Source organism: Longimicrobiales bacterium (assembly GCA_028823235.1).
Lineage (GTDB): Bacteria > Gemmatimonadota > Gemmatimonadetes > Longimicrobiales > Gaopeijiaceae > UBA2589.
Genome location: JAPKBW010000003.1, coordinates 186,856 through 213,097 on the forward strand (window position 1 = coordinate 186,856; position 26,242 = coordinate 213,097).

Genomic DNA, 26,242 nt, shown 5'->3' on the forward strand with positions numbered 1-26,242 from the left:
TTATTTTTCCAACACGGGATACATCCGCTTCACTTGCCCGGACGAAGAAAATGTTGGGTGTGGCCGTATTTGGTAACGTAGCTAAGAGTACCGACCCCACCGGCTCCGAAACTGTCGTGCAACGCATAGCGTACAGTGGGTCAGCACCCGGTTCCGCCCCCGTATCCAATTGTGGAGAGGTTTGTGACGAAGATGACCCGCCGGCCCGTGCTGATCGCAGCCTTGTTCGCGATCACAAGCCAGGTCTCCGCCCAGGAGGTGCCCTCGGCCCTCTCGCTCGGGGAGGCCATCAAAATCGCCCGGACCACCAACCCCGGATTCCTCCAGACCCGTAACGATGAAGCACTGGCAGACTGGAACGTGCGCCAGTCATACGGACAGCTCATGCCTACCGCCAACGCCAGCGCGGGAATCAGCTGGCAGGGCTCCGGCGAGCAGCAGTTCGGGAGCATTACGCTCGGCGACCTCGGCTTCGGTGACCTGCCGTCCTACTACGGATCGAATTACGGAATCAACCTCGGTTATTCACTGAGCTGGGCAAGCATCGTCGGTCCGAAGCAAGCCAAGGCAAATCGATCGGCCACAATGGGTGGCATTGGTATCGCGGAGTCGAACCTTATCGCCCAGGTGACATCGGGCTACGTCGAGATTCTTCGTCAGGAGCACGGAGTCCGCATAGCGGAGCTGCAGCTTGAAAGCACCCAGTTCAATTTGCGGCTCGCACAGGGCCAACTCGAGGTAGGCCAGGTCACACCCATCGACGTCGGTCAGGCCGAGGTGCTCGTCGGAAGGTCGGAGGTAACGCTGCTCCAGAGACGGAACGCAGTAACGACCTCGCGCATGCGGCTCCTCCAGCTTCTGGGGCTCCCGGTCAACCAGCCCTTCGAAACCACGACCACCTTCGTGCTCGCCGAACCTACCTACGATCTGCAGGCACTCACTGCCATCGCACTGGATGCCAATCCGACGCTGGTGCAACGCCGGTATTCGACGGAAGCAGCCGCGGTAGGCGTGAGCTCAGCCTGGTCAGGCTACATCCCTACCCTCTCCATCGGTACCGGCTGGAGCGGATTCACGAATCAGGCGAGCAGCACCGACCTGCAAATCGCGCAGGCACAAGCCACCGTGGCTGGCTCGATCCAGCAGTGTTATTTTAACAACGATCTGTATTCCAGACTGGCGAACCCTATCCTGCCACTCGATTGCGGCGCACTGGCGTTCACCGACGCTCAGGCGAATTCGATCAGGGCCGCCAACAAGTCCTTCCCATTCGACTTCTCGGCTTCTCCGCCGCGTGCGTCGATCGGCCTCAGTATCCCGATCTTCCAAGGCCTGAGCCGCCAGCGGAATCTTGCAGCTGCTCGGCTGCAGCGCGACGACCTCGAGCAGCAGGTCCGGGAGCAGGAACTAGCCGTCCAAGCCGATATCGCGATCGGCCTCGAGAACCTCCGGACGCTTTATCAGAGTGCACTGCTCGAAGAGCGCAATCGAGTACTCGCAGAGCAGCAGCTCAGCCTCGCACGTGAACGTTATCAGCTGGGTGCCATCACATTCGTCGAGCTCGTAGAAGCTCAGACCCTTTTCGCACAGGCCGACGCCGATGGTACCGTGGCCGTCTTTATGTACCACGACTCGGTGACCAACCTCGAGGCGCTCGTCGGCGCTTCCCTCCGATAGGCCGGACTTCTCCATGCAGATTCGAACAAAAATCATAATCGGCCTGGTCGGCGGCGCTGTCCTCGGCGGCGCTGCATTCATGTCCGCCCGCCAGAGCAACGATCGCCTCGAGGTTCGCACCGAAGCGATCGAAGCACGCGACCTGGTCGAGATCGTCACCGCGAGTGGAAACATTCGAGCCCGACGCACTGTCGACATCAGCTCGGACGTATCTGCCCGCGTCTCAGAATTGCTCATTGATGAGGGCGACGACGTCGTCGCTGGGCAGGTGCTCCTCAGACTCGAACAGGATCAGTACCAAGCGGCCCTCTCGCGTACAGAGGCTCAGTTGGCGCAGGCCGAAGCTCAGGCGTCGCAACAGCAGGCGAATCTCCTTCGTGCCGAGCGTGACCGAAATCGCCTACTCGCCTTGCGAGCTAGGGACTCGATCCTCGTCAGCCGACAGCAGTTGGACGACTCTGCCACGGATGTCGAGATCCAGCAGGCCATGCTTTCCTCCGCTCAATACGGGGTTTCCCAAGCCCGCGCGGGTGTGGACGAATCCCAAGACCGGCTGTCAAAGACGGTATTCATCGCACCGATGGCCGGTAAGGTGACTCGTCTGAACGTCGAAGAAGGCGAGACCGTCATTATCGGAACAATGAACAACCCGGGGAGCCTGGTGCTCACGATCTCAGATCTCTCTGTGATCGAGGTCGTCGTGAAAGTCGATGAGACCGACGTACCGGCGATCGCGCTGATGGATAGCGCGTCGATTCGAATCGACGCCTTCCCGGACCGCGAGTTCGCTGGTCGAGTCACAGAAATCGGGAACTCTGCCATCAACCCACCAAGTCAGGCTGCTGCCGGCCAGCAGGCTGCGATCGACTTCGAGGTCGTGCTCACCCTGGAAGCAAGCGACGCCCCGCTCCGCCCGGACCTTTCGGCTACAGCTGACGTCGTGGTCGAAAGGCGTCCCAATGCCGTGGCTGTGCCGATTATCGCCCTCACCGTGCGGGACTCCGAAGCCGACGAGGAGCGCGCGGAGGACGAGCCTACCGATGTAGAGGGGGTCTTCCTCGTTGCCGACGGCGCGGTGTCCTTCCAGCCCGTAGAGGTCGGTATCGCGGGCCAAGACTTCTTCGAGGTCCTGTCGGGCCTCTCCGCCGGGGATACGGTTGTCGCGGGTCCATACCAGCGAATTCGTCAGCTTCGTGATGGAGATCTGATCCAGGTTAACGAAGACGACGCGCCCGACCCAGGCGACGAGGGCTAATGCACTTCTGGGAGGGAGTCTCCTTGGCGTTCCATCAGATTCGCGCTGAGAAGCTGAAGTCGTTCTTCAGCCTCCTCGGTGTGATCATGGGCGTCATGTTCCTGATTATCGTGGTGACGGTCGTCGAGGGACTGGACCGCTACGTGAGGGAAGACTTGACCTCCCAGATATTTGGTGTCAACACGGTTACGCTCAGCAGATCGCCGTCCGTGAACATCAATACGACCAGAGAGCAGCGACGGGAGCGCAACCGTCGTCCAAGGCTGCGGTTCGAAGACGCTGATGCGGTCCGCGAACAGCTCGAACTGCCCGCGCGTGTCGCGGTGGAGAGTCGGACCGGAGGCAGCATCGTCGGAGACAACGGGATCACCGCGAGCGGCGTCTCGATTACCGGAGCATCGCCAGCGATCTTCGAAATCCGCGATCACACGATTGAGTTCGGCCGGGCCTTCACGACTCAAGAGAATGCTGCAGGGAGTGCGGTGCTATTGATTGGCTCGGAGACGGCAGACCGTGTCTTCGAGGGGCAGAGCGCAATCGGGCGGAACATGCGTGTACGCGGTTTTCCCTACCGGGTGATCGGCGTTCTCGAGGAACGCGGGTCACTGTTCGGTCAGTCGCTCGACAACATGGTGATCGCCCCCGCTCGATCACCCCTCAGAGCGATTACGGCTCCACTTGGTTACGTGGACGACATCATCATCCAGGCGATCGACCCCGACCAACTCCGCGACATCCAGATGGAGGTCGAGGGGATCATGCGCGTACGCCGGCGACTTCGGCCGACACAGGAGCCGGATTTCTCACTTGAGACCGCTGACGAGGCAATCAGCTTCTGGGACAACATCTCCCGAATGCTCTTCACCGCCTTGCCCATGCTCGTGTCGATCTCACTCGTCGTTGGCGGGATCGTAATCATGAACATCATGCTCGTGTCGGTCATGGAACGCACACGAGAGATCGGCGTGCGAAAGGCCCTCGGAGCCAAGCGAAAGGACATCCTCGCCCAGGTCATGATCGAGTCGGCCACCCTTTCGACCGTAGGCGCCTCGTTCGGTGTCCTAGCTGGCCTTGGGATCGCCCAAGTGATTTCGGCGCTTTCCCCGATGCCCGCAGCGGTGTCACCGAAGTGGATCATGCTGGGCCTAGGCCTCGGTCTGACCGTCGGGATCATCGCCGGTGTATATCCGGCGGCACAGGCATCGAAGCTGGATCCCGTCGATGCCCTCCGCTACGAGTGACGGGTCTATGAGCCAGATGGACGACCGCGACAGAAAAGGGGTCGAGGTACTTTACGATGGGCTCGTGATCGCAACGGATGCGATCCGAGCGAATCGAGTCCGATCGATTCTGACGGTCCTCGGCGTCGCAGTCGGAGTCTCCGTTGTTGTAGCCATTGGCGCGCTCATGACAGGGCTCCGCTCGAGCGTCATGGAGGCCTTCGAAGCGGCAGGGCCCAACAACTTCGTCGTTGCCCGTTTCGACTTCACCGCGATTACCATCGATCTAGGGAACAACCGGCCACCGTGGTGGGGCCGCCCAGAGGTCGAACCTGAGGAGGCCGCTCGTATCGCCGCCTTGCCCTCCGTCTCAGAGGCGCTCTACGACCTTTCGGGCTTCCAGGTAGACATGCAGTTCGAAAACGAGGAAATGGAGGACGTTTTTTCTTCAGGGACGGACTCCGGTTGGTCTGCCTACCAGGCTGGTGACTTCACGGTGGGTCGAGACTTTACACCCGCTGAGGTCCAGCAAAACAGGGCTGTGGTAGTTATATCAGCCGGCCTTGCGGAACAGCTATTCGGCCAACGCGACCCAATGGGGCGTCGGATTCGCGTGTCAAATCCGCAGCGCGGTGTGTCCCAGATTCCATTCACCGTGATCGGGGTCTACGAGCCCGAACAGAACATCTTCTCTACGGCGTTTCAGAACTGGGCGATTTTTCCGTGGAGTGCGGCACTGCGTCGCCTGAGGCAGAACAAGTTCCAGGCCCAGGTGCAGATCGTTCCCGAGGACTCTGTGGCGGTCGATCGTGTGATGGACGATGTCACCGCCCTGATGAGGGGACTTCGCGGCCTCGGGCCGAGAGATGAGAACGATTTCAGTCTGGCGTCGTCCGCTCAGATTCTCGACATATTCAATCAGCTTACGGGAGTGTTCTTTCTGGTCATTCTACTCCTCGCATCTGCCGGGCTCCTCGTCGGCGGGGTCGGAGTGATCGGGATCATGCTGATCTCCGTAACGGAGCGAACCCGAGAGATTGGAGTCCGAAAGGCCCTCGGGGCGACCCGGCGAGAGATTCTTTTGCAGTTCCTGATTGAGGCATCCTGTCTGACGGTATTCGGCGCCGGTGTAGGGCTTCTAATTGGCTGGGGGATGGCGACGATTGTGTCGACCTTCACCCCCCTTCCCGCGGTGATCCCTGCTTGGGCCCTTGGTGCCTCCTTGGGGATGGCCGCCTTCACCGGTATGCTGTTCGGACTTCTCCCTGCCTACCGTGCCAGCCGGCTCGAGCCCGTGGTGGCACTTCGCGCCGAGTAGCTCATGCCTGACGGCAACCCACCGCTAGATATTCTGGCCGTAATGGCCCATCCCGATGACGCAGAGCTTCTCTGTGGCGGTACGCTCATCAAGAGCGCGGGACGTGGAAAAAGGGTCGGAGTACTCGATCTCACTGCCGGTGAAATGGGGAGTTCAGGCTCTGCCGCGACACGCGCCCGTGAAGCGTCGGCGGCCTCAGCACAGATGGGTCTTGCAGTCCGCATGTGTGCCGAATTGCCAGACTCTGCTCTGGAAAACGACCATCGCTCTCGACTCGTAGTAGCGGCGCACCTCCGCGCCCTTCAGCCTCGTGTTGTGATCACGCACTGGAAGGTCGGCCGGCACCGGGACCACCGCATCGCCTCAGAGCTTGTGCGCGACGCCTGCTTCCTGAGCGGCCTCTCCAAGCTCGATCTGCCGTCGCCCCCCTTTCGGCCGAAAAAATTGATCTACGCCACGGCCTTTCGAGAGGATGCTGGGCCGCCCGACTTCGTCGTCGACGTAACCGAGCAGATGGAACGGAAGCTTGATGTCATCGTCCTCTATACGACGCAGTTCGAAGGAGTCACCCAGGCAGGTGAGGTCTACCCCGGCGGAGATCGACGACTGAGTGAACAGATTCGCGCTCAGATGGCCCACTACGGATCACTCATCCGGGTGCCGTACGGTGAACCCTTCCATACAGATGAAACGATGGAAGTCGACGAGATTTCGACCCTGGGCGTTTCAACCTACTGAGGCTGTTGGGTAGCGGAGTCAGGGCCACTACGCTCGACACCTCGAGTAACCGACGACGCCACGAGAGAACTTCGGAGCCGTGCACCCCCGAAGCAGTCGAGCCCGCGCTACCCCACCGTGCGCCAGCCACGACCACAGCCACGCTCAGATCTAGACCAGCAGGTGACCGATCGGTTCCCCCTATGCCAGGTGCGCCCACACTTCGGGCTGGTCCTGGACAGGAGAGTCAGCAATGAGTCGCTGCTAGGCGCCGTCGTGCAACGCTGCTGTATCCCGCTCTCTGAAGGCAAACACCGTCCCGTGTACCGTCGATTGAAAATGAGACGGCTGGCCCTCTGGGAACGGCGGATTGCGAAGGGTCACTCGACCTCAATAGAGGGAGTTCGGTAGGCGCCAAGGCTCTGGCGGTTAACTTATGGGCAGCCCTCACCCCGGCAACTCGACGCACGGGCTGGGTTATAACGTCTAACTCGACCAATCCTTCGGCAGAATTCATGAATCCGGCCTATCTCGACCACGCCGCCACCACACCGGTCCGAAAAGAGGTACGCGCAGTGATGGAGCCCTACGCTCTCGGAGCGTTCGGCAATGCGTCTAGTACGCACCGCTGGGGCCAGGTCGCGCGGGCGGCCCTGGAGAATGCCCGAGCCGAGATAGCCGAGTCCCTAGGAGCTCAGCCTTCCGAGATTCGCTTCATTCGTGGAGGTACGGAGTCCGATAACCTCGCGCTCATCGGTTCGTACCGGGCGCAGCGTGAGTCATCCGACGGACGGGCACCTTCCGTGGTGGTCACGGCCGTCGAGCATAGCGCCGTGCTCGAAACTGCTGCCTATCTGGAGACGTCGGAGGGAGCGAGTCTGACGACCCTTCCCGTGTCACCAGACGGAACCGTCGATCTCTCAGCTCTGGAGCCCGCAATTGCCGACGGCCCTGCGACGGTGTCGATGATGTGGGTCAACAACGAAACAGGGATCATTCTTCCGGTCGGCGAGGCCACGCAAAGAGCACACCGTCTAGGGGCGCTGATGCACACCGATGCCTGCCAAGCCCTTGGAAAAGTGCGTGTCCACGTAGGGGATGTCCCTGTCGACCTCCTCACCGCCACTGCGCACAAGATCAACGGTCCAAAGGGCATGGGACTCCTCTTCGTTCGTGAAGGAACCTCCCTACACCCACTGATCCACGGAGGTAGTCAAGAGCGAGCGCTACGGCCCGGAACGGAAGACATCGCCGGAGCCGTGGGACTGGCGACAGCAGTTCGGCTCGCAGTAGAGGAGCAAGCCGAAAAGGCATTGCGACTTGTGGGCATCCGTGACAATCTCGAAGAAGGGCTTCAAGTCACGATCCCCGGGCTCAGGGTCAATTGTGCCGAAGCAGAACGGGCCTGTCATGTCAGTAGCCTTGGGATCCCCAACGTGTCGGATGCCTCGGGCCTCCTGATGGCGCTCGATCTCGAAGGAATCGCTGTATCCGGGGGCTCGGCCTGTCACAGCGGATCAGGTAAAGGCAGCCATGTGATCGGTGCGCTCTATGGTGAAGACGATCCCATGGCCACCGTCCGCGTCTCGTTCGGCCTCGGTACGAGCGAAGCAGACATCGAACACGCCCTCGAGGTGCTCCCGCGAGTCGTGAACCGCATGACGGCCGGGGAGTAGTCACATCATGAGTCGTGTGCTAGTGGCGATGTCGGGCGGCGTAGACTCATCTCTAGCCGCGGCGCTTCTAGTCGAGCAGGGGCACGAGGTCGTGGGAGTCACGATGAAGACCTTCTGCTACTCCGGTACCAAGAGCCACGGAAAGACGTGCTGCGGCCTCGATGGAATCATGGACGCGAAACGAGTGGCCGATGCCCTGAATATTCCGCACTACGTTTTCGATGTGGAGGAAAATTTCACTCGAGACGTCATCGATGACTTTGTTTCAGAGTACGCACGCGGCCGCACGCCGAATCCATGCGTGCGGTGCAACAGCCACACCAAGTTCCGAGACCTCCTCGAGCGCGGACGTGCCCTGGACTGCGACCAGATCGCGACCGGTCACTATGTGCGGGTAGAAGAGGAGGCCGGGCGGACGTGGCTCGCGAGAGGCCGGGACGAGTCCAAGGACCAGTCATATTTCCTGTGGGGCCTTCCCCCCTCGATGATTCCCCAGCTTCTCTTTCCCGTCGGTGAGTTGACCAAGACAGAGGTGCGGGAGCGCGCAAGGAAGCTCGCGCTCGCTACGGCCGACAAGCCGGAATCGCAGGAGATCTGCTTTGTGCCGAGCGGCGACTATCGGGATCTTCTTCAGAAGCGGCTAGGTTCGGTTCACCCAGCGCTCGAACCCGGCGCCCTGGTTCGTACAGACGGTACTGTAGTCGGAGAGCACCAGGGCTATGCGGGCTTCACGGTCGGGCAGAGGAAAGGCCTGGGCGGAGGATTTCCCGAGGCGATGTTCGTTCTCGAGATCCGGCCGGACCAGCGCGAGGTTGTGATTGGTCTCCATGACGAACTCTTCAGCGATACAGTGACTGTCGCCGAGCTCAACTGGCTGCAGGGCGCGCCGAAGCAGGGAGTCTCTGTTCGCGTGCAGCTTCGATATCGCACCCCGGCAGTCCCTGCGACGATCTCCGCCTCTGGCGAAAAATTGGAGCTAGCCCTGGACGATCCTTTTGCGGCAGTGACACCAGGCCAGTCCGCAGTCGTATTCGATGGTGACCGCGTACTCGGCGGGGGCCGGATACTCAAGGCAGAACTGGCGTCTCACGCCTGACCCACCCGTGGCGGATCGCTAGTGCCTTAGGCCGGACGCCTCTCCAAAGGTCTTCATGACTTGGCGCTCTTCCTCCGAAAGCTCCTCCGGAACCGATACGACGACCTCGACGTACTGGTCACCGTTGCGGTCGCCCTTGGCGATGCCCTGCCCTCGGATCCGGAACTTCGTCCCCGACTGAGTTCCTTTCGGAATGTTGAGGACCACCTTCTTCCCACCGATCGTCTTGACTCGGACCTTCGAGCCCAGGGTGGCTTGCACGATGTTGATGGGAACCCGAGCGTGGATGTCGAGCCCGTCGCGCTTGAAGAAACTGTGCCCTTTGACCTTATAGCTGATCACCAGGTCACCGGGGGGACCTCCGTGTCTGCCCCGCTCGCCCTGACCTGATAGCCGGACCTTCGAGCCTGTCTCGACGCCCGGTCGAACATTGATCGTGATTTTTCGGTGTTGGCGAACAGCCCCACGCCCCGTGCACGAAGGACAGTGCGTCTCAGGAAGTTTGCCTCGACCAAAACAGGCCGGACAGGGGCGCTTCACGGCGAAGCCACCCTGACCGAAAGAGACGTGGCCTGTCCCTTTGCACTCTTCGCATCGCTTCACGTCCGTGCCCGACTTTGCACCGTCTCCGCCGCACGTAGCACAGTCTTCCGTAATCGACACGTCGACGGAAATCTTCCCACCTTTCGCAGCGGTCAGGAAGGGGATTTCGACCACATATTCGACGTTCTGACCTTTCTGACGCGGCGACGTCTTTCTCGGATCGGCCGACGGACCGCCCTGGGGCTTCTCCTTTCCGAGGTCGAACAGCGAGCTGAACATGTCGGAGAGGTTTCCGAAGCCGCCCTCAAAGTCATCGAACGAGAAATTGGGGTCAGCCCCGGGGCCGCCTCGAGAGGGCTGAGGTGCGCCTCGTCCACCACCGAAGCCAAGGGACCCCAGTCGTCGCATCTGATCGTACTGCTTCCGCTTCTTGGAATCGCTGAGAACGGAGTAAGCTTCACCGATTTCCTTGAACCGCTCCGCTGCGCGCGGATTCCTCAGGTTGGCATCCGGGTGGTTTTCCTTAGCCAGCTTCCGATAGGCCTTCTTGACATCGTCGGGGCTCGCCTTGTCCTTGACGCCCAAAGTCTCGTAGAAGTCCTTCCCCGCTGCTGCCATGAGCGACTAGCTCTGCGTGTACACGCTCACCCGGGCCGGCCGGACGAGGATGCCTTTCAGGGAATATCCCTTCTGGAATACCTGGGAAACGTTGTCCACCTGGTCGTCGGACTCTGCAGGGACCCGAATCATGGCCTCCATCACCTCGGGGTCGAACTTCTGCCCAGAGGGATCGAGCATCTCGATGCCGGCGTCGCTGATCGTCCGGACGAACTTTCGTTCGACCAGGTCGATGCCTTCCATGATGGCCTCAACCGTCGCGTTGCTCAGGTCGAGGTCGGCGACTCGATGCAGGTCATCCAGGACATCGAGGAAATTTTCCACAAGGTCGGCCTGAGCCCTGGACCAAGCTGAAAGGCGTTCCTGTTCACTGCGCCGCTTGAAGTTGTTGAATTCTGCGACGAGACGTAGATGCCGGTCGTTCAGCTTGGCGAACTCTTCTTGAACCGCGACATCCTCCGAAGAGAGAGCGGAGCCGGCGCCACTAGGCGACGCACTGGTGCCCGGGCCGCCCAGGGACGCATCCGCACTCTGTGCAGAAGACCCATCTGCATCGGCAGGCGGTGCATCTACTAGGGGTGCTTCCAGGGACTCGTCGCCGAGTTCTGTCTCTTCGTGATTCGTCACGGGTTCGCTCATCTCGGACCCTTTCGGGTCTCTGGGTCATCTTGAAACGGTCAATCGGCTACAAAGATACAACCACGGCGCGATCTGGTTCAGCCCTCCCGCATGCCCTACGAGGCAGACCAATCGGACTCTTCATTCGCGAGCAACCGGCGGTACACCAGTGCGAGCGCAGTCTGAGCCGCCCGGGCTCGGACCGCCCCCCGGTCCCCACTGAAGTTGCGCACTACAGTTTCCGTGTTCCCGTTCACGCTCGTACCGAACCAGACCGTACCTACGGGCTTGTCGGGAGAGCCTCCTCCTGGACCGGCCACTCCCGTGATCCCGATTCCCACATCGGCCCCCAGAGCCGTGACCGCGCCCTCAGCCAGGCCCGCTGCAACCAGATCTGAGACCGCACCGGCGCGCGCCAACTCCTCAGCATCGATGTCAGCGAGCGCGACCTTCGACGCGTTCGTGTAGCAGATGAGCCCTCCACGGAACGTCTCTGAGGACCCGGGCGTGTCAGTGAGGCGTTTCCCAACAAGCCCACCCGTGCAACTCTCGGCCACCGCGAGGGTGCGGCGCTCCCTCAGCAGCAGCCGATGAACCGCCTCAGCCAGGTCCCCTGACTCCGATTCGAAGCGCCACGGGCCTACCACCTCACTGAGCGCCGCCAGTGTTCTGTCGAAGCGGAGCTGCGCACCCTCTGCCGTCCCTCCCAATATCGTGAACCGAAGGTCCACCCCGAGAAGGTCCGGGAGATAGGCCAGCTCCATGCCAGCGAGTGGATCGACCGCGAGAGCAGACCGCATCGATTCAAGCGATTCACACAGGGCGGACTCCGCGATGCCGGTCGTGTAGACGATTCGGTGATGAATCCCACCGCGGACGAGTCCTTTTTCGGACAGCGCAGCAAACAGGTCACCTTCAACGATGGCCTTGAATTCGTTCGGAACTCCGGGAAGGAGCACGATGACAGTCTCGTCATTCTCTAGGAACAATCCCGGCGCGGTGCCCAGGGGATTCGAGAGCGGGCGGCCTCCAGCCGGAACCATCCACTGCCCGGTGCTGGCCTTGGGAACCGTCGCGTATCCTCCCGCCGCGTAGCGGGCCTCCACAGCCCTCCTTACCTCGTCGTCCGGAACAAGGGTGAGCCCCAGCCGCGCAGCAACTGCAGCCTTGGTCCGATCGTCGGGAGTTGGACCTAGCCCGCCCGACACGACGACCAGTTCGGCTAGCGCGCACGCGGCACCCAGTGCCTCATCGATGTCCGATTCGATGTCGCCAACAGTGTACCGGCGGACCACTGAGATTCCCCGCGTGGCCAGAGCGCTCGACAGCCAAGCGGCATTGGTGTCGACGGTCTGGCCAGAGAGCAGCTCGTTTCCGACCGATACGACCGCCGCCCGGACCGGGGAATCACTCACCGAGAATACCTTAGTCCCGGATTCCGACCAGCGTCCGGTAAGACCAGAGGTAGTCGAGAAGGGAGTACACGGTCAGAACGATCGCAACTCCGAGGGTGATGGCTACAAACCACTCGAGTCCCTCAGACCCGAACCGCCAGGCAGCACCAACCCACGCCCGGTCAGAAGCCACCTGGGCCAAAGGATACCAGAGGAGGGCGCCCCCAATGAACAGCATCTGAAAGAGGGCCTTTCGCTTCCCCGCCACTCCGGCGGCGATCACGACGCCCTGCTTGGCCGCGTACCCGCGGAAGATCGTGATGAAAATCTCGCGCCCGAAAATAACCAACAGGATCCACATCGGGAGCTGCCCCCAGACCGGCGCTTCGTCCAGCGGCCCCACGCGGTGGGAAATCAGATAGATCGGGACCAGCGTTACCGCGAGCAGCAACTTGTCAGCGAACGGATCGAGCAGCTTCCCCATATCCGTGATCATGTCGTACCGCCGAGCCAGATAGCCGTCGTATACATCGGACAACGCAGCAACCACAAACAAACCAAAACCGAAGAACCTCAACTGCAGGTTCTCCGACATCACAAGCCAAGCGAGGAGCGGGCACGAAGCGATGCGAGCCAAGGTGATAACGTTCGGGACGTTCATCCGACTAGGGGTCATGATGTCAGGCGCCTCGCCGGTGCACGCGTGCGCCTCTCCGAAGGACTAAGAACGTTCTTCGACGACCAGCCTGCTCAAGCACGAGAGCGTTTCGAAGACCCCCGTCCCGTCCAGGTCTGTCCCGTAGTACACGATATTGCAGTTGATCTCGCGCGAGGCGTAGTTGATCATCGACATGGGTCGACGCTACCTCCGCATCAGTGTGATTCGTGAAGCCACAGAATCTCCGATCAGGGCCATTTGGAGCGGTGCCCCAAGGCTCTGAGACGTATCCGACGTTGTCCGGAAGAGGCTAACGGACAATAACTTCGGGCCGCCCGACCTGAGGTGCAAGTCTGCTGATTTCAAGCTGGCTCCATCGTCGCTTCGATTTGCAGTCGCTCTGCGTCATCCAGCATTCGATCGATGATGGCCTGGGCCCGCTCTCGCAGCATTTTCCGAGGCTCCCACGCGACGAAGTCCCGTAGCAGTCGAATCAAGTCCACGGATGCGGGTTCCCGGCTGACATGTCCGAGTGCAGCGAGCCGCTTCAGGGCCCGGGGGCTGAACAAATCCCGCCGATGACGCCTGACCTGCCCTTGTATAATCATCGCAGCAATCGCCCCGGCGGCGGCGGCGGCTAGAACGGTAAGTCCTGCAGTACGAAGCCTTTTGTCTATCATCACATTTCCCGTCGTCCGGCCAGCGCCTGCGCGATCGTCGTACCATCAACGTATTCGAGATCACTGCCGACCGGAATGCCACGAGCGAGCCTGGTGACGCGAGGACCGAGCGGCCGAATCTCGTGCTCGAGGTACACCGATGTCGCCTCCCCCTCAACGCTGGCGTTCGTTGCGATGATCACTTCCTGGACCTCGCCGCCAGAACCATCGATTCGGGCAAGCAGAGACGACAGGTTGAGTTCGTCCGGCCCGATGCCGTCGAGGGGTGAAAGCCGCCCTCCCAACACGTGAAAAAGCCCCCTGAACTGGCCGGTGCGCTCGATCGCACCGACCTCGTAGGCCTCTTCCACAATGCAGAGCACCGTCCGATCTCGCCTCGGGTTGGTGCAGATTTCGCAGAGTTCTTGTTCGGAAAAATTGCCGCAGGCGTCACACCTTCGAACCTTTTCGGCCAAGTCGACCAGGGATTGGGCCAGGCGGCGGGTATCGTCCTTTGACCCCTTCATGAGGTGATGCACGAGTCTGAGCGCGGTCCTCGAACCGATGCCCGGGAGACGTGCGAACTCGTCGCTGAGTCGCTCGATGGCCGACATGTAGGCTAGCGCTTTCTCAGAAGAGCTTCGGGAGTCCTGGAATGTTCATAGGAAGGCCCCCAGTCGCCTTCCGCACCTCCTGCTCGTACTCACCCTGTGCCTTGGCCTGAGCCTCGCTTAAAGCAGCCATCACGAGATCCTCGAGCATCTCTACGTCCCTCGGGTCTACGCACGTCGGGTCAATCTTTACTTGCCGTACCTGACCCTTTCCGTCGACCGTCACGGCCACCATGCCTCCCCCCGAGGAGGCTGAGATGGACCTTGTCTCCAGCGATTCCTGAAGCTCGGTCATCTTCGCCTGCAGTTGCTGGCCGAGCTGCATGAGCTGGGAGATGTCGGTCATGATCGGGCAGTTGCGAGTGGGGCTGCGGACGTCAGTCCATCAGCTCGAGATCAAGTTCTTCTACCGCCCGTTCGAGGCGTGGTTCCTGGCGAACGAGCGCACTGAGCGTATCGGCCTTCGCGTCCTCTTCCGAAATTCGGACTGAGCTATCGAGCTCCTTCACAGGTGCCTTGACCTGGATGACCGGTCGCCGACCGGCGAAGGGCGTGAGTCCTTCGCGAATCGTTTCAAGCACCGGGGTCGTGGAGAGCCTCTCATACGCGGGACCCGGGATCGGCCGAACCACGATTTCCCCGTCCGGCCCTCGGGAGACCTCCGCGGAGTGCAAAAATCCGACGAGTCCCGTTGGAAGCCCACGCCCCGACCCAAGCCAGCGTTTCCAGGCCTCGAGAATATCCTCAGAGGGCTCGATTGAATCAGGGGGAGACGAGGACTCTCCAGTAGCACATTTGGCGGGGGCAGCGCCGCCTTTGGCTGCAACCTCATTCTTCAGAGTAGAAGCCACGCTGAGACCACTTTGGCTCGTTGAGCCTGCTTCCGGCCCTGAACGCCCCTCCCCTGTCGGAGCGCCACTGCCCACACCACTTCCCGTTCCGCCTTCCGACGGAGGAGCCCCGCCCAGCGCTTGAATCAGCGCCTCGAGCGATACAGTGCGATCCAGAAAACTCATTCGCAGTAGCAGCATCTCGATGGGAAGTCGCGGGTTCGGACTTCGGCGCAGACTTCCCTGACTCTCCAAGTCAGATGCGGCGGACAGCATTCGCACCAAGTCTCCCGGGGCGAAGAAGGCGGCACGCTCGAGCAATTGCGAGCGGATGTCCTCCTGCATGTCCACCTCCGCGTCCGGGGAAAGACGCAGTCGAAGCAGGGTTCGGAGTACATCCAGGAGCCCGTGATAAAACTCGACCAGGTCGTAGCCCTCATCCACAAGGGCCTGTACCAAGCCGAAAACCTGCTCGTGCCGACTTTCCCGGAGGATATCAAGCAGCTCGATATATCGTTCGTCCTCAACAAGGCCCAGAACCCGTCGAACCGCATCGATCTCGACCTCGCCGCCGGTTAGCGACAGCACCTGATCTAGGAGAGACAGTGCATCTCGCATCCCGCCGTCCGCTTTCCGCGCGATGATCCGTAGCGCGTCCTCCGGTGCTGCAACACCCTCTGCAGCCAAAACCCGCTCTAATCGGGCGATGATGTCACCCACACCGATGCGGCGGAAATCGAATCGCTGGCACCGCGACAAAATCGGAGCCGCGGCCTGCTGAATTTTCTGGGGCTCAGTCGTCGCGAAGACGAAGATCACTCGCGGCGGTGGCTCCTCCAGGATCTTGAGAAGGGCATTCCATGCCTCGCGCGTAAGCATGTGGGCCTCGTCAACGATGTAAACCTTCGAGCGTCCATCCGCAGAGGGAGCGTACATCGCACGCTCCCGTAGGTCCCGAGCATCGTCTACTCCCCGGTTGGAAGCCGCGTCGATTTCCACGACGTCGAGGGCGGTGTGACCACCCCAGATGCGGCTACAACTCTCGCAGATCCCGCATGGTTCGCCCTCTGCGGTGCGGTCCGGGCAATTGAGCGCCATGGCGAGCACACGAGCCAGTGTCGTCTTGCCAACGCCCCGCGGCCCGCAGAACAGGTACGCGTGCCCAACCCGGTCGCCAGCCACTGCCCGACGCAGCGTCTCCGACACATGCTCCTGCGTCGCCACATCAGCGAAAGATCGGGGTCGGTGCTTCCTCGCCAAAGCCTTGTGGCTCAATAGATTGCGCCCGTCTTTTCAAGTATAAGGCGAGAAGGGTGCCCCAGGCTACCCGCAGCGACAATCACCACACTTACCGCTGCTACCTTCGGGGTCCTGACGGGATTCATGAGCTCTCACCCTGCGGACCTGGGGCACCAAGAACCTACCCGGGGCCCGATTGGAGGTCAACGTACGGGAGGGGTCGCGCGATGGGCCTTTTTCGAGGCTCAACCAGGCATGGATCCCCCCCACCGGGCCGATCGTTGTCCGATGAACATCGCGCGCTACCCGCCTCATGACCTCGGTACCTAGGGAGAAGCCGTCGCGTCCCGATTGCTGGAGCGTGCAGGATTGACGATCCGTGAACGCCGGGTATCGACTGGGCCGTCGAGAGATTGACACTATTGCGAGCCGGACTTCGGTTCTCGCCTTCGTGGAGGTGAAAACGCAGTCCAGGGGAGGGATGGGAAGCCCCGAAGATGCCGTCACGTGGAAAAACCGCCGGGAAGTCGATGTGGTGGCCCGAGACTACCTCATGCGCCATGTCCGTGAAGGCGTCGGTGTTCGGTTCGACGTGGTCGCGATTGTCCCAGATGAGCGCCGACGCATCCTCCGGTGTGATCACATCGAGGACGCGTGGCGGCCTCAATCCTAACCCATCAGCCCGTGACGACAGCCTCGACGGGAGCCAAGAGGTCCCGGCCGATCGCCTGGGCGATCGCGCGTACCTCCTTCATCATATCCGCGAACTGCTCAGGGTATAGCGACTGCGCCCCATCAGACCGCGCACTCGGCGGATCCGCGTGCACCTCGACGATCAACCCATCAGCCCCCGCGGCGACGGCTGCCCTGCCCATCGGAATCACTTGGGACCTAAGCCCCGTCGCGTGGCTGGGGTCTGCGATGATCGGAAGGTGAGAGAGAGACTTCACCACCGGGATTGCTGCCAGATCCAGCAGGTTCCGGGTGTGCTGGGCGAAGCTCCGCACGCCACGTTCGCAAAGAATGACGTCCCCGTTCCCTTCAGCAAGCAGGTACTCGGCGGCGAGGAGGAACTCCTCGATCGTAGCCGACATACCGCGCTTGAGCAGGATCGGCCTGCCTGTCTGCCCAGCCCGGCGCAGCAGCGGGTAGTTCTGCATGTTGCGCGCACCGATCTGGATCACATCAGCATACTCGGCAACAAGATCAGCTCCATCCGGATCGATTGCTTCCGTCACGACCGCGAGGCCACTCTCTGCCCCAGCCTTGGCGAGATAACGGAGCCCCTCGAGGCCGAGGCCCTGGAATGAATACGGCGACGTACGTGGCTTGAATGCACCGCCACGAAGGACCGTCGCGCCCAGTTCCCGAAGCTGATGCGCGATCCCGATGATCTCAACTTCACCCTCCACCGCGCAGGGACCGGCCATGATCACGAGGTCAGAGCCACCAACAATTGTGCCGTTCGAAAGGGTTACCGTCGTGTCTTCTTTTTTCCACTCCCGCGACACCTGCTTATAGGAGTGGGTCACAGGTATCAATTCGAGGACCCCGCTCAGCCCCTGGAGTCGCCCAGCGTCCACACCACCATCGTTGCCAAGAAGGCCTACAGCCGTGGCCCGGCCAGCCGGAATCGGACGTGCGACATAGCCCATATTCTTGATGGCACCGACGACTCCAGAGATATCTTCCTCGGAGGCGCCGTGCTTCATTACAACGAGCATCGATAACGCATGGGGCTGGAGAATCGTTGAGCGCCGTAGTCTAAAGGGCCTCCGGCGGTGGGTCTATGGTCACACCGCGCTCGCTACCTCGAGCGCTTCCTGGAGCTTCACACCAACGATCGTGCTGACCCCGGGCTCCTCCATAGTCACGCCGTAGATCCAGTCGGCAGCTTCGATGGTGCGCGGGTTGTGCGTAATCACCACAAACTGCGTCTGCCCACTGAACTCCTGAAGCAGGCGGATGAATCGCCCAATGTTGTTTTCGTCCAGCGGAGCATCGACCTCGTCGAGCACACAGAACGGGCTCGGCTTCACCAGATAGATCCCGAAAAGAAGAGAAAGCGCGGTGAGCGCTCTCTCTCCACCGGAAAGCAGGTCGATGCGCTGTGTCCTCTTACCCTTGGGTGACGCGTGGATCTCGATTGGAGACTCAAGAGGATCGTCGGGGTCCTGAAGCCAGATGTCCGCCTCACCACCCTCGAAGAGGCGGAGGAAGGTCTTCCGGAAGTTCTCGCGAATCTGGGAGAAGGTACCGATGAAAAGATCCGTCGCTGTCTTGTTGATCTCTCGGATGGCCGACCGAAGGTCGTTGCGAGCCGCTACTAGGTCGTCGCGTTGCGTCGTCAGAAAATCCAGGCGTTCGCTTTCCTCATCATGCTCCTCTACCGCGAGCATGTTCACCGGGCCAAGGCGATCCAAGGCCTGTATGAGTTTCTCAAGTTCACGCTCGAGGTCAGCGTGCTCGCCCTCAATTGGCTGAGCCTCGGAAAGGAGGGTGTCGAGCGGCTTGCCCCACTCGCCCTCGAGGCGCTCCCGGATGCGTTCGATACGCCCCGTGATCTCCTGCTGCTCTAGTTCCAGACTATGCCGTCGGTCAGAAACTGCCCGCTCCTGAGTGCGGGCGTCCCGCGCGCGGCGCTCAGCCTTGTCCAAGTTCTCCGAGATGGCATGCAGGGCCTCATCACGGGCCTGAACATCGGTTTCAGCAGCTGTCCGTTCCCCGAAGAGCCGCTCCGTAGCCTCCTCCCCTTCCTTTCGCAGCGAGCGAGCCTCCTCCTGCTCGGTCCGGAGTCCTTGCTCTTCCTTGTCGAGCCCTTCGACCCTCGCGGTTGCCTGCGTTCGCCCCGCTGCAATTGCCTCTAGTCGGTCATTCAGGCGGGTCACATCCCCCTCGAGGCGGGCGACGTCGACGGCAAGGCCCGCTTCTTCTGCGCGGGCCACCTCCCATTCCTCTTGGACGGTCTCAAGTGCCTCTCGCGAGCGGTCTCTCTCCTCTTGAATGCCCGATTCTTGCTCGAGCAGTACCGCCCGATCGTCTCGCGCTTCAGCCGCTCGTTCAACCGCCCGGGTGCGGGCAGCCTTGGTTCCCTCGACCTGTCGCGCCAGTTCGTCACGGAGACGATTCATACGCCCTCGCTGGTCGGTCTGTGCCGTCAGATCGCCATGCGCCTTCCTGTGTTCGTCGTCCGCGGCCTGCCTGGTTGTCCGAGATTCAGCCAACCAGGACTCTGCAGATCCTAGGGCTACTTCGGTTGCGGCCATGGCATACCGGGCGGCAGCGGCCTCGGTGTCCGCAGCTTCGTACTCGACGGATACCCGCCTTAGCTCTTTCTTTCGTTCCAGAACGCCTGACCCACCGGACGGATTTCCGACCCGCACGACGCCTCTGCGCTCGGTGACCGGGATACCCGTCACACTAGCACCCGTCGACTCGACCCCATCGAGCAGGGCCTTCACCCATGGCGCGCCCGCGCCCGATACCCCGATGCTATCCAGTAACCCACCAGAAGCCTTGCCCGCGCTCTCGGGTACGCGATCCAGCGGAAGAACGATGAGGCCGCCCCCGCCCTCCCATTCGTTGCCAAACCACCCCAGAATCTGATCGAGGGAGGCGCCATCTTGTACGACAAGCGCGGTCGCGAGGGGGCCGAGGTAGCCCTCGACCGCTGAGGTCGCTGTGGCATCGGCGTCAATGAAATCAGACAAAACACCCAGGACGCCCCCGCCAGAAGCATCGAGCGCGCTCCGCACGACCGGTTCGACACCTTCGCGATCCCTCTCCAGCCCCTCGAGAGCGGCCTTTCGGGCCCTCAATGAGGCTGCCAGATCTCCGGTTTCGCGCTCCGCGCGGCGAGCCGCATCGAACGCGAGCCGAGCAGCCTCGACTGCTGTCTGGCCGTCGGCGACAGCCGATCGGGTGGTATCAAGGGTCTTCGCAAGTTGATCTAGGCGACCCGAGAACAGATCTCCCTGCCCTTCGAGGTCCGTGAGCGAGTCGGCGGTCTTCTCCAACTCGAGATTCACCTGGCCGAGCCGGCGTTCCAGCTCGACAGCCTGCGCCTCGGAAGCGTCTGCATCTCCTTCGAATTGGGCCCCGCGGCGCGCGATATCGCGGCCTCTGGACTCCGCTCCGTCGAGCGCCCTACGGGCCTCCTGGAGCCGGTCGCGCACGACTTGGGCATCGGCAGAGCGCTCGACTGCGATTGCCTTCAGCGTGGTGAGCTCTTCGGCCGCCTGAGCACCTCCAGCAGATAGCTCTGCCTCATCTTTCCCGAGACTGGCGGCGCGCTCGCGTGCCTCACTCCGTTCGCCGTCGATCTGCGCCATGCGTCTTTCAGCGTACGCCGCGCGCTCATCAGCGACGGCCAGGTCCCGCTCCCACCGGACGAGCTGCTCACGCACACCACCAAGCACACCTGCCGCGGTGATTCTGGCCTTCTCAGCGCCCACTTCGCTTAACCGCAGCGATTCGTATTCAGCCTCGGCCGAGGCGAGCTCGGCGACCATACCCTGCTCTGTCTGCTGATCCCCGCTGAGGTCTTTCTGCACAACAGCGAGTCGAGTTCGGATCGTGTCGAGCTGGTGGCGAACGACCGCGACTTCAACGTCAAGTCTCCGCTGACGGTACTCGGTGTACCGCTGCGCCTTACCCCTTTGCCTCGAAAGAGACCGGACCTTGGTGGTGACTTCCGAGATCACGTCGTCGAGTCGCTGGAGATCCAGATCAGCCCGCTCGAGACGGCGCACCGCGGCCTTCCTGCGGTCCTTGTACTTCCCAATGCCGGAGGCTTCTTCGAACAGCCCGCGCCGCTCTTCTGCGCGATCGGAGAGAATCGCATCGATCATGCGGTTCTCGATCATGGCGTATGCGTTAGCACCGAGTCCGGTGTCTCGATAAAGATCGACTACGTCCTTGAGGCGAACGGTCGATCGGTTGATCGAGTACTCGCTACCTCCGTCGCGAAAAACCTGTCGCCCGATTTCGACTTCTTCGACCGGAATCGGGAGCGCACCGTCTTCGTTCGTCACGGTGAGCGAAACCGATCCGCGATTGACCGGTCGACGATTGACGGTGCCTTGGAAGATCGCCTCTTCCATTTTGGCACCCCGGATTGCAGTCGGGCGCTGCTCTCCGAGAACCCACCGGATGGCGTCCGAGATATTGGACTTTCCACACCCGTTGGGCCCAACGACGGCAGTAATCCCTTCGTGGAATTCGACCGTGGTCGAATCCGCGAATGATTTGAAGCCCTGAAGCTTGAGCGACTTGAGCCTCATCCGAGTCCCGCCGAGATGAACCAACCCAATCCAGCGATAACCACCATGGCCAGAATCACGAACATGATCATCCGCGGGACTCCACCAGAGCCCTTCTTCAGAGTCAATCCTGAGGGTGCACCGAGATCCGACGCTCCAGTGGACAGACCGTGCACCCCACTCGTAGCACCAGTGACCGCGCGAACCAATGACGCAAGGTCACGAACTGCGACCGGCAGGCTCTCATCCCGTCCAGACAGAATCACGATGTCCGAGGCAGACCCAAGGAATGACGAAGTGCATGCGGCCCCGTCATGGACGTACAGGGCGAGCGTTGCCCTCGCTTCGGCCATCCCCGCCATCAATCGATACCAGCGGGAACTCCTTGCGACCGTATTGGAGTCAGCGACCGGTGTGCCCGCTGTGATCAGCAAGAATTGCCCGCCATCGATGGAATGAGACACGTGTTCCACCGACGAACCGTGGAGCGTCGCATCCGATAGTCCTTCCCGATTGTTGAGGCCAGCCGGAACGTGAAGTGAAGGCTGCTCGAGCCCACCGTCCACGAGGACAATTCGCTGCCCGTCAGCGCTCCAGGCGCGTACGAGGTCCAGCGCAGCAGCGGCTGCCCAACCGTCTGATACGGCCTGTTCGGTAGCTACAATCGCGACCACTCGGCCGGCCCCACCGCCCTGCGGTGCGACCCCGTCGAGCGGCAGCCACTCGGGGAGATGTGCCATCGACTATCGCCGGTAGGATCGTGAGTGGCCGGGCAGAGCCCGGTACGGGGACTTTCTGGACCCGAAGACGGGGTAAGTTAGAACCCATGTCGAGCGTCGGCAAATCCCAACGGTAGCACGAAATCGAAGCATTGTAGTGATTTTCACGGCATCGGCGGGCCGAATCACTCGTCCGGATTCTCCCATCGCGCCGCGTCACCCCAGAGGTTCTCCAACTGGTAGAACTGCCGTGCCTCAGGATGAAAAACATGGAGAACGAAATCGACATAGTCGACGAGCACCCAACGCCCGCCCTGCATACCCTCCACATGCTCAGGCCGGATCGAATCCTTCTTCAGCTCATTCACCACGTGATCCGCGATCGCCTTCACCTGCACGTCGGACCGACCCCCTGCAATCACGAAATAATCGGTCGCAGACGAGATCCCGCGGAGGTCCAGCACGACCACATCGTGGGCCTTGAGCTCGACTGCGAGCTCAGCCGCACGCGTGACCTCAGCCGGGAAGTCCGCGGGATCCATCGTTGGAAGCGTCACAGTCGACTCAGCCTTCCTCTGCCTCGACGTTGACCTCGATCTGCACCTCGACGTCACCGTGGAGACGAATGCCCACATGCACGGTCCCGGTCGCCTTGATCGGGTCATCTAGCTGGACGGTCTTCTTGTCCAATTCAAAATCGAGACTGCCCGCGTTCGCTTTTTCGACCACGTCGGTGGCCGTAACCGATCCGAACAACTTTCCGTCTTCGCCCGCACGCTCCGTGAACGTGAGGGACATCCCTTCGAGCTGAGACGCACGACGACGCGCCTCCAGGAAGTCACGACGCTTCCGCTCCTCGGCGAGCGAACTCTCCTCCTCGATCCGCTTCATGTTCGCATCAGATGCGACGTACGCGAGGCCTTGCGGGATCAAATAGTTGCGGCCGTACCCTGCCTTGACCTGAACCACCGCCCCGGCATCTCCCAGGTTCTCTACCGACTGCTTCAAGATGAGCTTCATAATTCCTCCGACTTGAGTCTCAAGCGGCCTGTGCACCAGCGCGTGCGCGCAGGTCCAGCCACGTATCTGCGATTCCAAGAAGCACCGTGAATCCGATCACGACCGGAGCCGCGAAGAGAATTCCAAGTGCGAACATCGTGATGCCAATAAATGTGAGTCCGCCGTTCACGAACACGACGACACCTATGCCCCGGAGGGCGTATAGCGAGCCCATAAAGACCGCGACGTTGGCCCCAAGTCGGCTGCCCCCGTCTTCCGGGAGTAAAGCGACCATCGCGAGTCCGGCAATCATCAACCAGACGAGATGGTCGTTGAATCGAAACCCACGAAGGGTCCCAACGTCCTTCTCTTCGGTCGGTGCCACCCGACCAAAGACCCACCATGCGAGGCCGAGAGCTGCCATCGTCTCGATCGCCATTAGGGCCGGAAACAGCTGAGCCTGGGCTTCAACCGTCTGATAGATCGCGGTAACCAGTGTTGGAGGCACCGCCTCTCCATCCCGGAGCACCGCAATCACGTCGAGCCACGTCGCGAAGCCAGACCGGAGATGATCCGTGACCTGCCAGTCAATGGCGGCCCACGCTCCCCGGCGTATGGTAAGGAAGACGCCCGAAATGACAATCGCACTTCCTACCGCGGCCATCGACCGACTCGTCAGACGCCAGTGGGGGACATATGTCGCCAAGGCGGCAAAAACACCTCCGGCGATCAGCGCCCACGCGCGTTCAACGAACCAGAGTCCATCACGTGGACCTGCAAGCACGACGAAGAAGCCAAAAATCGCCGCGACGACGATCGCACCTGTCCCCCGCCCCTCCAGACCCAGAAGAATCAGGAGAGGTACAGCAACGAGCACGATCGGCTGAAGAATCGACGTCGCAAGGACGACGCCGAGCAGTCCAGCCGCCCGGCGCCACCCTTTGCGAGTGTCACTCATTGCCTCGTCCGTCGTCATCGGTCTACTTCGCGTCCGTCAGCGCAGTGAGACGAGATCAGCCGTCTTCACGCTGCATGTACGGTAGCAGCGCGAGGTAGCGCGCACGCTTGATCGCTGTACCCAACTGACGCTGGAACCCAGCCGTTACCTTCGTCGTCCGCTTCGGAATGATCTTTCCCTGCTCCGTAACGAAGTGAGACAACGTTGAGACGTCCTTGTAGTTCAGCATGATGATGCGCGGCCCTTCCATGCGCCGACGGCGACCACGTGAGCCCGTGTACTCGGGAGGAGAAGTGCGAGGAGTCCCGTCTTCCTCCACCGCTGCCTCAGGTATCGGGAGATCGTCGTCATCATCCTCGTCTTCGTCATCGTCCGCACCTACCCGGACAGGAACGTCGGCCATAACGGAGAGACCGGTGGTTGGCTCGCCCTCATTGAGGATCAAGAGATAGCGAAGTACCTCACCGTCGAGCTTGAGGAGACGCTCGAACTCGGGGAGGGCCTCAGCTGCGGCCATGAACTGCGCTACTGCGTAGAAGCCGGTGCTCTGCTTCAGAACCGGGTACGCGAGCTGTCGATTGCCCCAGAGGTCGACTGCGGAGACTTCTCCGCCCTTTGAAATCGCGAGTTCGTGAAACGTGTCGAGCTTGGCGGTCACGGCCTCTTCTTCGAGTGCCGGATCCAGGATGTACACTACTTCGTAAAGCCGCATCTTTCGTTCCCTCGGTCCGTTGAATTGGTACGGGCTCCATCGAACTCGGGCACCTCGGCTGCGGCTGAGGCACTCTGACGGAGCGGGCTGTATGTAGTCGCGCCCTCATGGACGCGGCGGAAAAGCTAGTGAATCGCGGGACAGGTTGGAACCCGCGGAACATCGCCGTCTAGATCGCCACCGCCTGCTGGATCGCCGAAACGAGCAGAGGATAGCGCTCAAAACCCCAGCGAGCCTCCTCGACGTCGAGCCGCTCACGGTTTGTATGTGCGAAGCGCTCCTCCCCTGGAGCGAACCCGACGGTCGGGATGCCGTGCACGCCACAGGACCAACCACCATCAGTAGCGAACTGCCACGGTCGGATGGTCGCCGGACCTTTCTCTGCGCGCCGACCAACTGCATCAGCTGCCGCGAGGATCATCGGGTCGTCAGCCGGCATCAGGAATCCGGGCGTGAGAAGGTTGCGGTCCTCTTCAAGGCCGGTGTAGGTCACCTGATGTTCCGTCGCCATTCGAACCTCGAGTGAGAGGCCAGCTGGGAGCTGAGGCACCCGGGCCTTAATTGCTTCACGCACTCTCGCGATCAGCGAGGTATCATCATCTCCTGGCAGGATGCGCCAGTCGATCGTCACGACGGCCGAATCGGGGATTACATTCCGGCTCTGTGGGAGCACGTCCACCATCGTCGCGATCAAGCTCGAGGCCCCGAGTACCGGAACGGACTCCTGACGGTCAGCGAGATCTCGTATCGCCGCCAGGACATCGCCAAGCAAGTCAAGCGAGTTATGGGCCCGGTCCGGCACGCTGGCGTGCCCGGCGAGTCCCTGGATCACGACTTCAACCTCGGCGCGGCCACGGTGACCGGTGCAGATGTCTCCGTGGGTCGCTTCTCCAATCACGACAACACCTGGCTCGACACCTCCCGATTCGAGGAGGTGCTTCATTCCGAGACCGCCTCGCTCCTCTAGCACCGTATGAGCAACGATCACATCACCCGGCGCAGACCCGATCATGGATGCCGCGGTGTACGTCTGGAGTGCGAGTGGGCCCTTGATGTCCATGGCGCCACGCCCGTGCAGGAAGCCGTCCCTGATCTCACCCGAGAACGGAGGCACCTCCCACTCGTCGTGATCGCCCTCGCCCACGACGTCCATGTGAGCGTTCAGTAAAGCAGGCGGCGCATCCCCTCGTCCTCGGGCCACCCCAATGACGTTGCCTGCTCGGTCCACTCTGATGTCCTCGAGTCCCAGCGCTTCCATTTCTTCCTGGACGCGGCGAGCGACATCGCCTTCCTGCTGAGACAGCCCCGGAATTCGAATGAGGTCAGCAGCAAATTGGAGGGCGTTCTCAAAGTTCGCTTCGCGGGCCATCAGCTTCTCCAGATCAATGAAAAGACGACGGGTGGCTCGGCCAATCGACCGGCCACCCGTCGGTTACCCTGTCAGCCTGCCACCATCCTCAGCCG

25 protein-coding genes, 1 other RNA gene and 1 pseudogene are annotated in these 26,242 nt (G+C 61.5%); 8 read left to right on the forward strand and 19 right to left on the reverse strand.

Going from position 1 to position 26,242, the window contains the following annotated elements; genetic code table 11:
• Positions 1 to 192: 192 nt before the first annotated feature.
• The 7 genes from OSA81_02725 to mnmA all read left to right on the forward strand — a co-directional run bounded on the left by OSA81_02725 (position 193) and on the right by mnmA (position 8,959).
• Positions 193 to 1,677 carry a TolC family protein gene (locus OSA81_02725; GenBank protein MDE0897909.1) on the forward strand — a complete coding sequence of 495 codons (1,485 nt, stop codon included), beginning with the start codon at positions 193 to 195 and terminating at the stop codon, positions 1,675 to 1,677.
• 13 nt (positions 1,678 to 1,690) lie between these two features.
• Entirely contained in the window at positions 1,691 to 2,932 is a 1,242-nt protein-coding gene (locus OSA81_02730; GenBank protein MDE0897910.1) for an efflux RND transporter periplasmic adaptor subunit, read from the forward strand.
• A complete protein-coding gene (locus tag OSA81_02735) occupies positions 2,932 to 4,173 on the forward strand; it encodes an ABC transporter permease (GenBank protein ID MDE0897911.1) in 1,242 nt (413 codons plus the stop codon). Before OSA81_02730 ends, OSA81_02735 begins: the two co-directional genes overlap by 1 nt.
• Before the next feature lie 7 nt (positions 4,174 to 4,180).
• On the forward strand, positions 4,181 to 5,470 hold the full coding sequence (locus OSA81_02740) for an ABC transporter permease (protein MDE0897912.1): 1,290 nt from the start codon (positions 4,181 to 4,183) through the stop codon (positions 5,468 to 5,470).
• 3 nt (positions 5,471 to 5,473) lie between these two features.
• Positions 5,474 to 6,208 carry a bacillithiol biosynthesis deacetylase BshB1 gene (gene bshB1 / locus OSA81_02745; protein MDE0897913.1) on the forward strand — a complete coding sequence of 245 codons (735 nt, stop codon included), beginning with the start codon at positions 5,474 to 5,476 and terminating at the stop codon, positions 6,206 to 6,208.
• Between the two features lie 494 nt (positions 6,209 to 6,702).
• On the forward strand, positions 6,703 to 7,863 hold the full coding sequence (locus OSA81_02750) for a cysteine desulfurase family protein (GenBank protein ID MDE0897914.1): 1,161 nt from the start codon (positions 6,703 to 6,705) through the stop codon (positions 7,861 to 7,863).
• 7 nt (positions 7,864 to 7,870) lie between these two features.
• Positions 7,871 to 8,959, forward strand: coding sequence for a tRNA 2-thiouridine(34) synthase MnmA (gene mnmA / locus OSA81_02755; GenBank protein MDE0897915.1), 1,089 nt, complete (start codon positions 7,871 to 7,873; stop codon positions 8,957 to 8,959).
• An 18-nt stretch (positions 8,960 to 8,977) separates the two neighbouring features.
• On the opposite strand, the gene dnaJ is transcribed toward mnmA, so the two are convergent.
• The 10 genes from dnaJ to ffs all read right to left on the reverse strand — a co-directional run bounded on the left by dnaJ (position 8,978) and on the right by ffs (position 16,300).
• Complete coding sequence (dnaJ, locus tag OSA81_02760; GenBank protein ID MDE0897916.1) at positions 8,978 to 10,120, reverse strand: molecular chaperone DnaJ; 1,143 nt, start codon at positions 10,118 to 10,120, stop codon at positions 8,978 to 8,980.
• Between the two features lie 6 nt (positions 10,121 to 10,126).
• Positions 10,127 to 10,759: a nucleotide exchange factor GrpE gene (locus tag OSA81_02765; protein ID MDE0897917.1), complete on the reverse strand. Its 633-nt coding sequence runs from the start codon at positions 10,757 to 10,759 to the stop codon at positions 10,127 to 10,129.
• Positions 10,760 to 10,854: 95 nt separating this feature from the next.
• Positions 10,855 to 12,153, reverse strand: a complete 1,299-nt coding sequence (locus OSA81_02770) for a CinA family nicotinamide mononucleotide deamidase-related protein (GenBank protein ID MDE0897918.1) — start codon at positions 12,151 to 12,153, stop codon at positions 10,855 to 10,857.
• Positions 12,154 to 12,163: 10 nt separating this feature from the next.
• Positions 12,164 to 12,808: a CDP-diacylglycerol--glycerol-3-phosphate 3-phosphatidyltransferase gene (gene pgsA, locus OSA81_02775; protein MDE0897919.1), complete on the reverse strand. Its 645-nt coding sequence runs from the start codon at positions 12,806 to 12,808 to the stop codon at positions 12,164 to 12,166.
• A gap of 45 nt (positions 12,809 to 12,853) precedes the next feature.
• Complete coding sequence (locus OSA81_02780) at positions 12,854 to 12,985, reverse strand: hypothetical protein (GenBank protein MDE0897920.1); 132 nt, start codon at positions 12,983 to 12,985, stop codon at positions 12,854 to 12,856.
• A gap of 167 nt (positions 12,986 to 13,152) precedes the next feature.
• Positions 13,153 to 13,470 (reverse strand): hypothetical protein, encoded by a 318-nt coding sequence (locus tag OSA81_02785; protein MDE0897921.1) that lies wholly within the window; start codon positions 13,468 to 13,470, stop codon positions 13,153 to 13,155.
• Positions 13,470 to 14,063 (reverse strand): recombination mediator RecR, encoded by a 594-nt coding sequence (recR, locus tag OSA81_02790; GenBank protein MDE0897922.1) that lies wholly within the window; start codon positions 14,061 to 14,063, stop codon positions 13,470 to 13,472. Before recR ends, OSA81_02785 begins: the two co-directional genes overlap by 1 nt.
• A gap of 16 nt (positions 14,064 to 14,079) precedes the next feature.
• Positions 14,080 to 14,406, reverse strand: coding sequence for a YbaB/EbfC family nucleoid-associated protein (locus OSA81_02795; GenBank protein ID MDE0897923.1), 327 nt, complete (start codon positions 14,404 to 14,406; stop codon positions 14,080 to 14,082).
• Positions 14,407 to 14,437: 31 nt separating this feature from the next.
• The gene (dnaX, locus tag OSA81_02800; protein ID MDE0897924.1) at positions 14,438 to 16,150 is read right to left on the reverse strand and encodes a DNA polymerase III subunit gamma/tau; all 1,713 of its coding nucleotides are present in this window, start codon (positions 16,148 to 16,150) and stop codon (positions 14,438 to 14,440) included.
• Between the two features lie 53 nt (positions 16,151 to 16,203).
• An RNA gene (ffs, locus tag OSA81_02805) (signal recognition particle sRNA small type) lies at positions 16,204 to 16,300 on the reverse strand.
• Between the two features lie 208 nt (positions 16,301 to 16,508).
• Here ffs and OSA81_02810 point away from each other — a divergent pair.
• Positions 16,509 to 16,802, forward strand: coding sequence for a YraN family protein (locus OSA81_02810; protein MDE0897925.1), 294 nt, complete (start codon positions 16,509 to 16,511; stop codon positions 16,800 to 16,802).
• A gap of 4 nt (positions 16,803 to 16,806) precedes the next feature.
• On the opposite strand, the gene aroF is transcribed toward OSA81_02810, so the two are convergent.
• The 9 genes and pseudogenes from aroF to OSA81_02855 all read right to left on the reverse strand — a co-directional run bounded on the left by aroF (position 16,807) and on the right by OSA81_02855 (position 26,147).
• Complete coding sequence (aroF, locus tag OSA81_02815) at positions 16,807 to 17,841, reverse strand: 3-deoxy-7-phosphoheptulonate synthase (protein MDE0897926.1); 1,035 nt, start codon at positions 17,839 to 17,841, stop codon at positions 16,807 to 16,809.
• Positions 17,842 to 17,922: 81 nt separating this feature from the next.
• Positions 17,923 to 21,411, reverse strand: a complete 3,489-nt coding sequence (locus OSA81_02820) for an AAA family ATPase (protein MDE0897927.1) — start codon at positions 21,409 to 21,411, stop codon at positions 17,923 to 17,925.
• Entirely contained in the window at positions 21,408 to 22,130 is a 723-nt protein-coding gene (locus tag OSA81_02825; protein MDE0897928.1) for a hypothetical protein, read from the reverse strand. The genes OSA81_02820 and OSA81_02825 overlap by 4 nt, the downstream gene beginning before the upstream one ends.
• A 164-nt stretch (positions 22,131 to 22,294) precedes the next feature.
• On the reverse strand, positions 22,295 to 22,666 hold the full coding sequence (gene rsfS, locus OSA81_02830; protein MDE0897929.1) for a ribosome silencing factor: 372 nt from the start codon (positions 22,664 to 22,666) through the stop codon (positions 22,295 to 22,297).
• Positions 22,667 to 22,673: 7 nt separating this feature from the next.
• Positions 22,674 to 23,129, reverse strand: a complete 456-nt coding sequence (gene rplI, locus OSA81_02835; GenBank protein MDE0897930.1) for a 50S ribosomal protein L9 — start codon at positions 23,127 to 23,129, stop codon at positions 22,674 to 22,676.
• Between the two features lie 19 nt (positions 23,130 to 23,148).
• On the reverse strand, positions 23,149 to 24,066 hold the full coding sequence (locus tag OSA81_02840; GenBank protein MDE0897931.1) for a DUF2232 domain-containing protein: 918 nt from the start codon (positions 24,064 to 24,066) through the stop codon (positions 23,149 to 23,151).
• A 55-nt stretch (positions 24,067 to 24,121) separates the two neighbouring features.
• Positions 24,122 to 24,316, reverse strand: coding sequence for a 30S ribosomal protein S18 (gene rpsR / locus OSA81_02845; protein MDE0897932.1), 195 nt, complete (start codon positions 24,314 to 24,316; stop codon positions 24,122 to 24,124).
• 198 nt (positions 24,317 to 24,514) lie between these two features.
• Positions 24,515 to 24,778 (reverse strand): annotated as a pseudogene (gene rpsF, locus OSA81_02850) (30S ribosomal protein S6).
• 169 nt (positions 24,779 to 24,947) lie between these two features.
• Entirely contained in the window at positions 24,948 to 26,147 is a 1,200-nt protein-coding gene (locus OSA81_02855; GenBank protein MDE0897933.1) for a M20/M25/M40 family metallo-hydrolase, read from the reverse strand.
• Between the last annotated feature and the right edge of the window lie 95 nt (positions 26,148 to 26,242).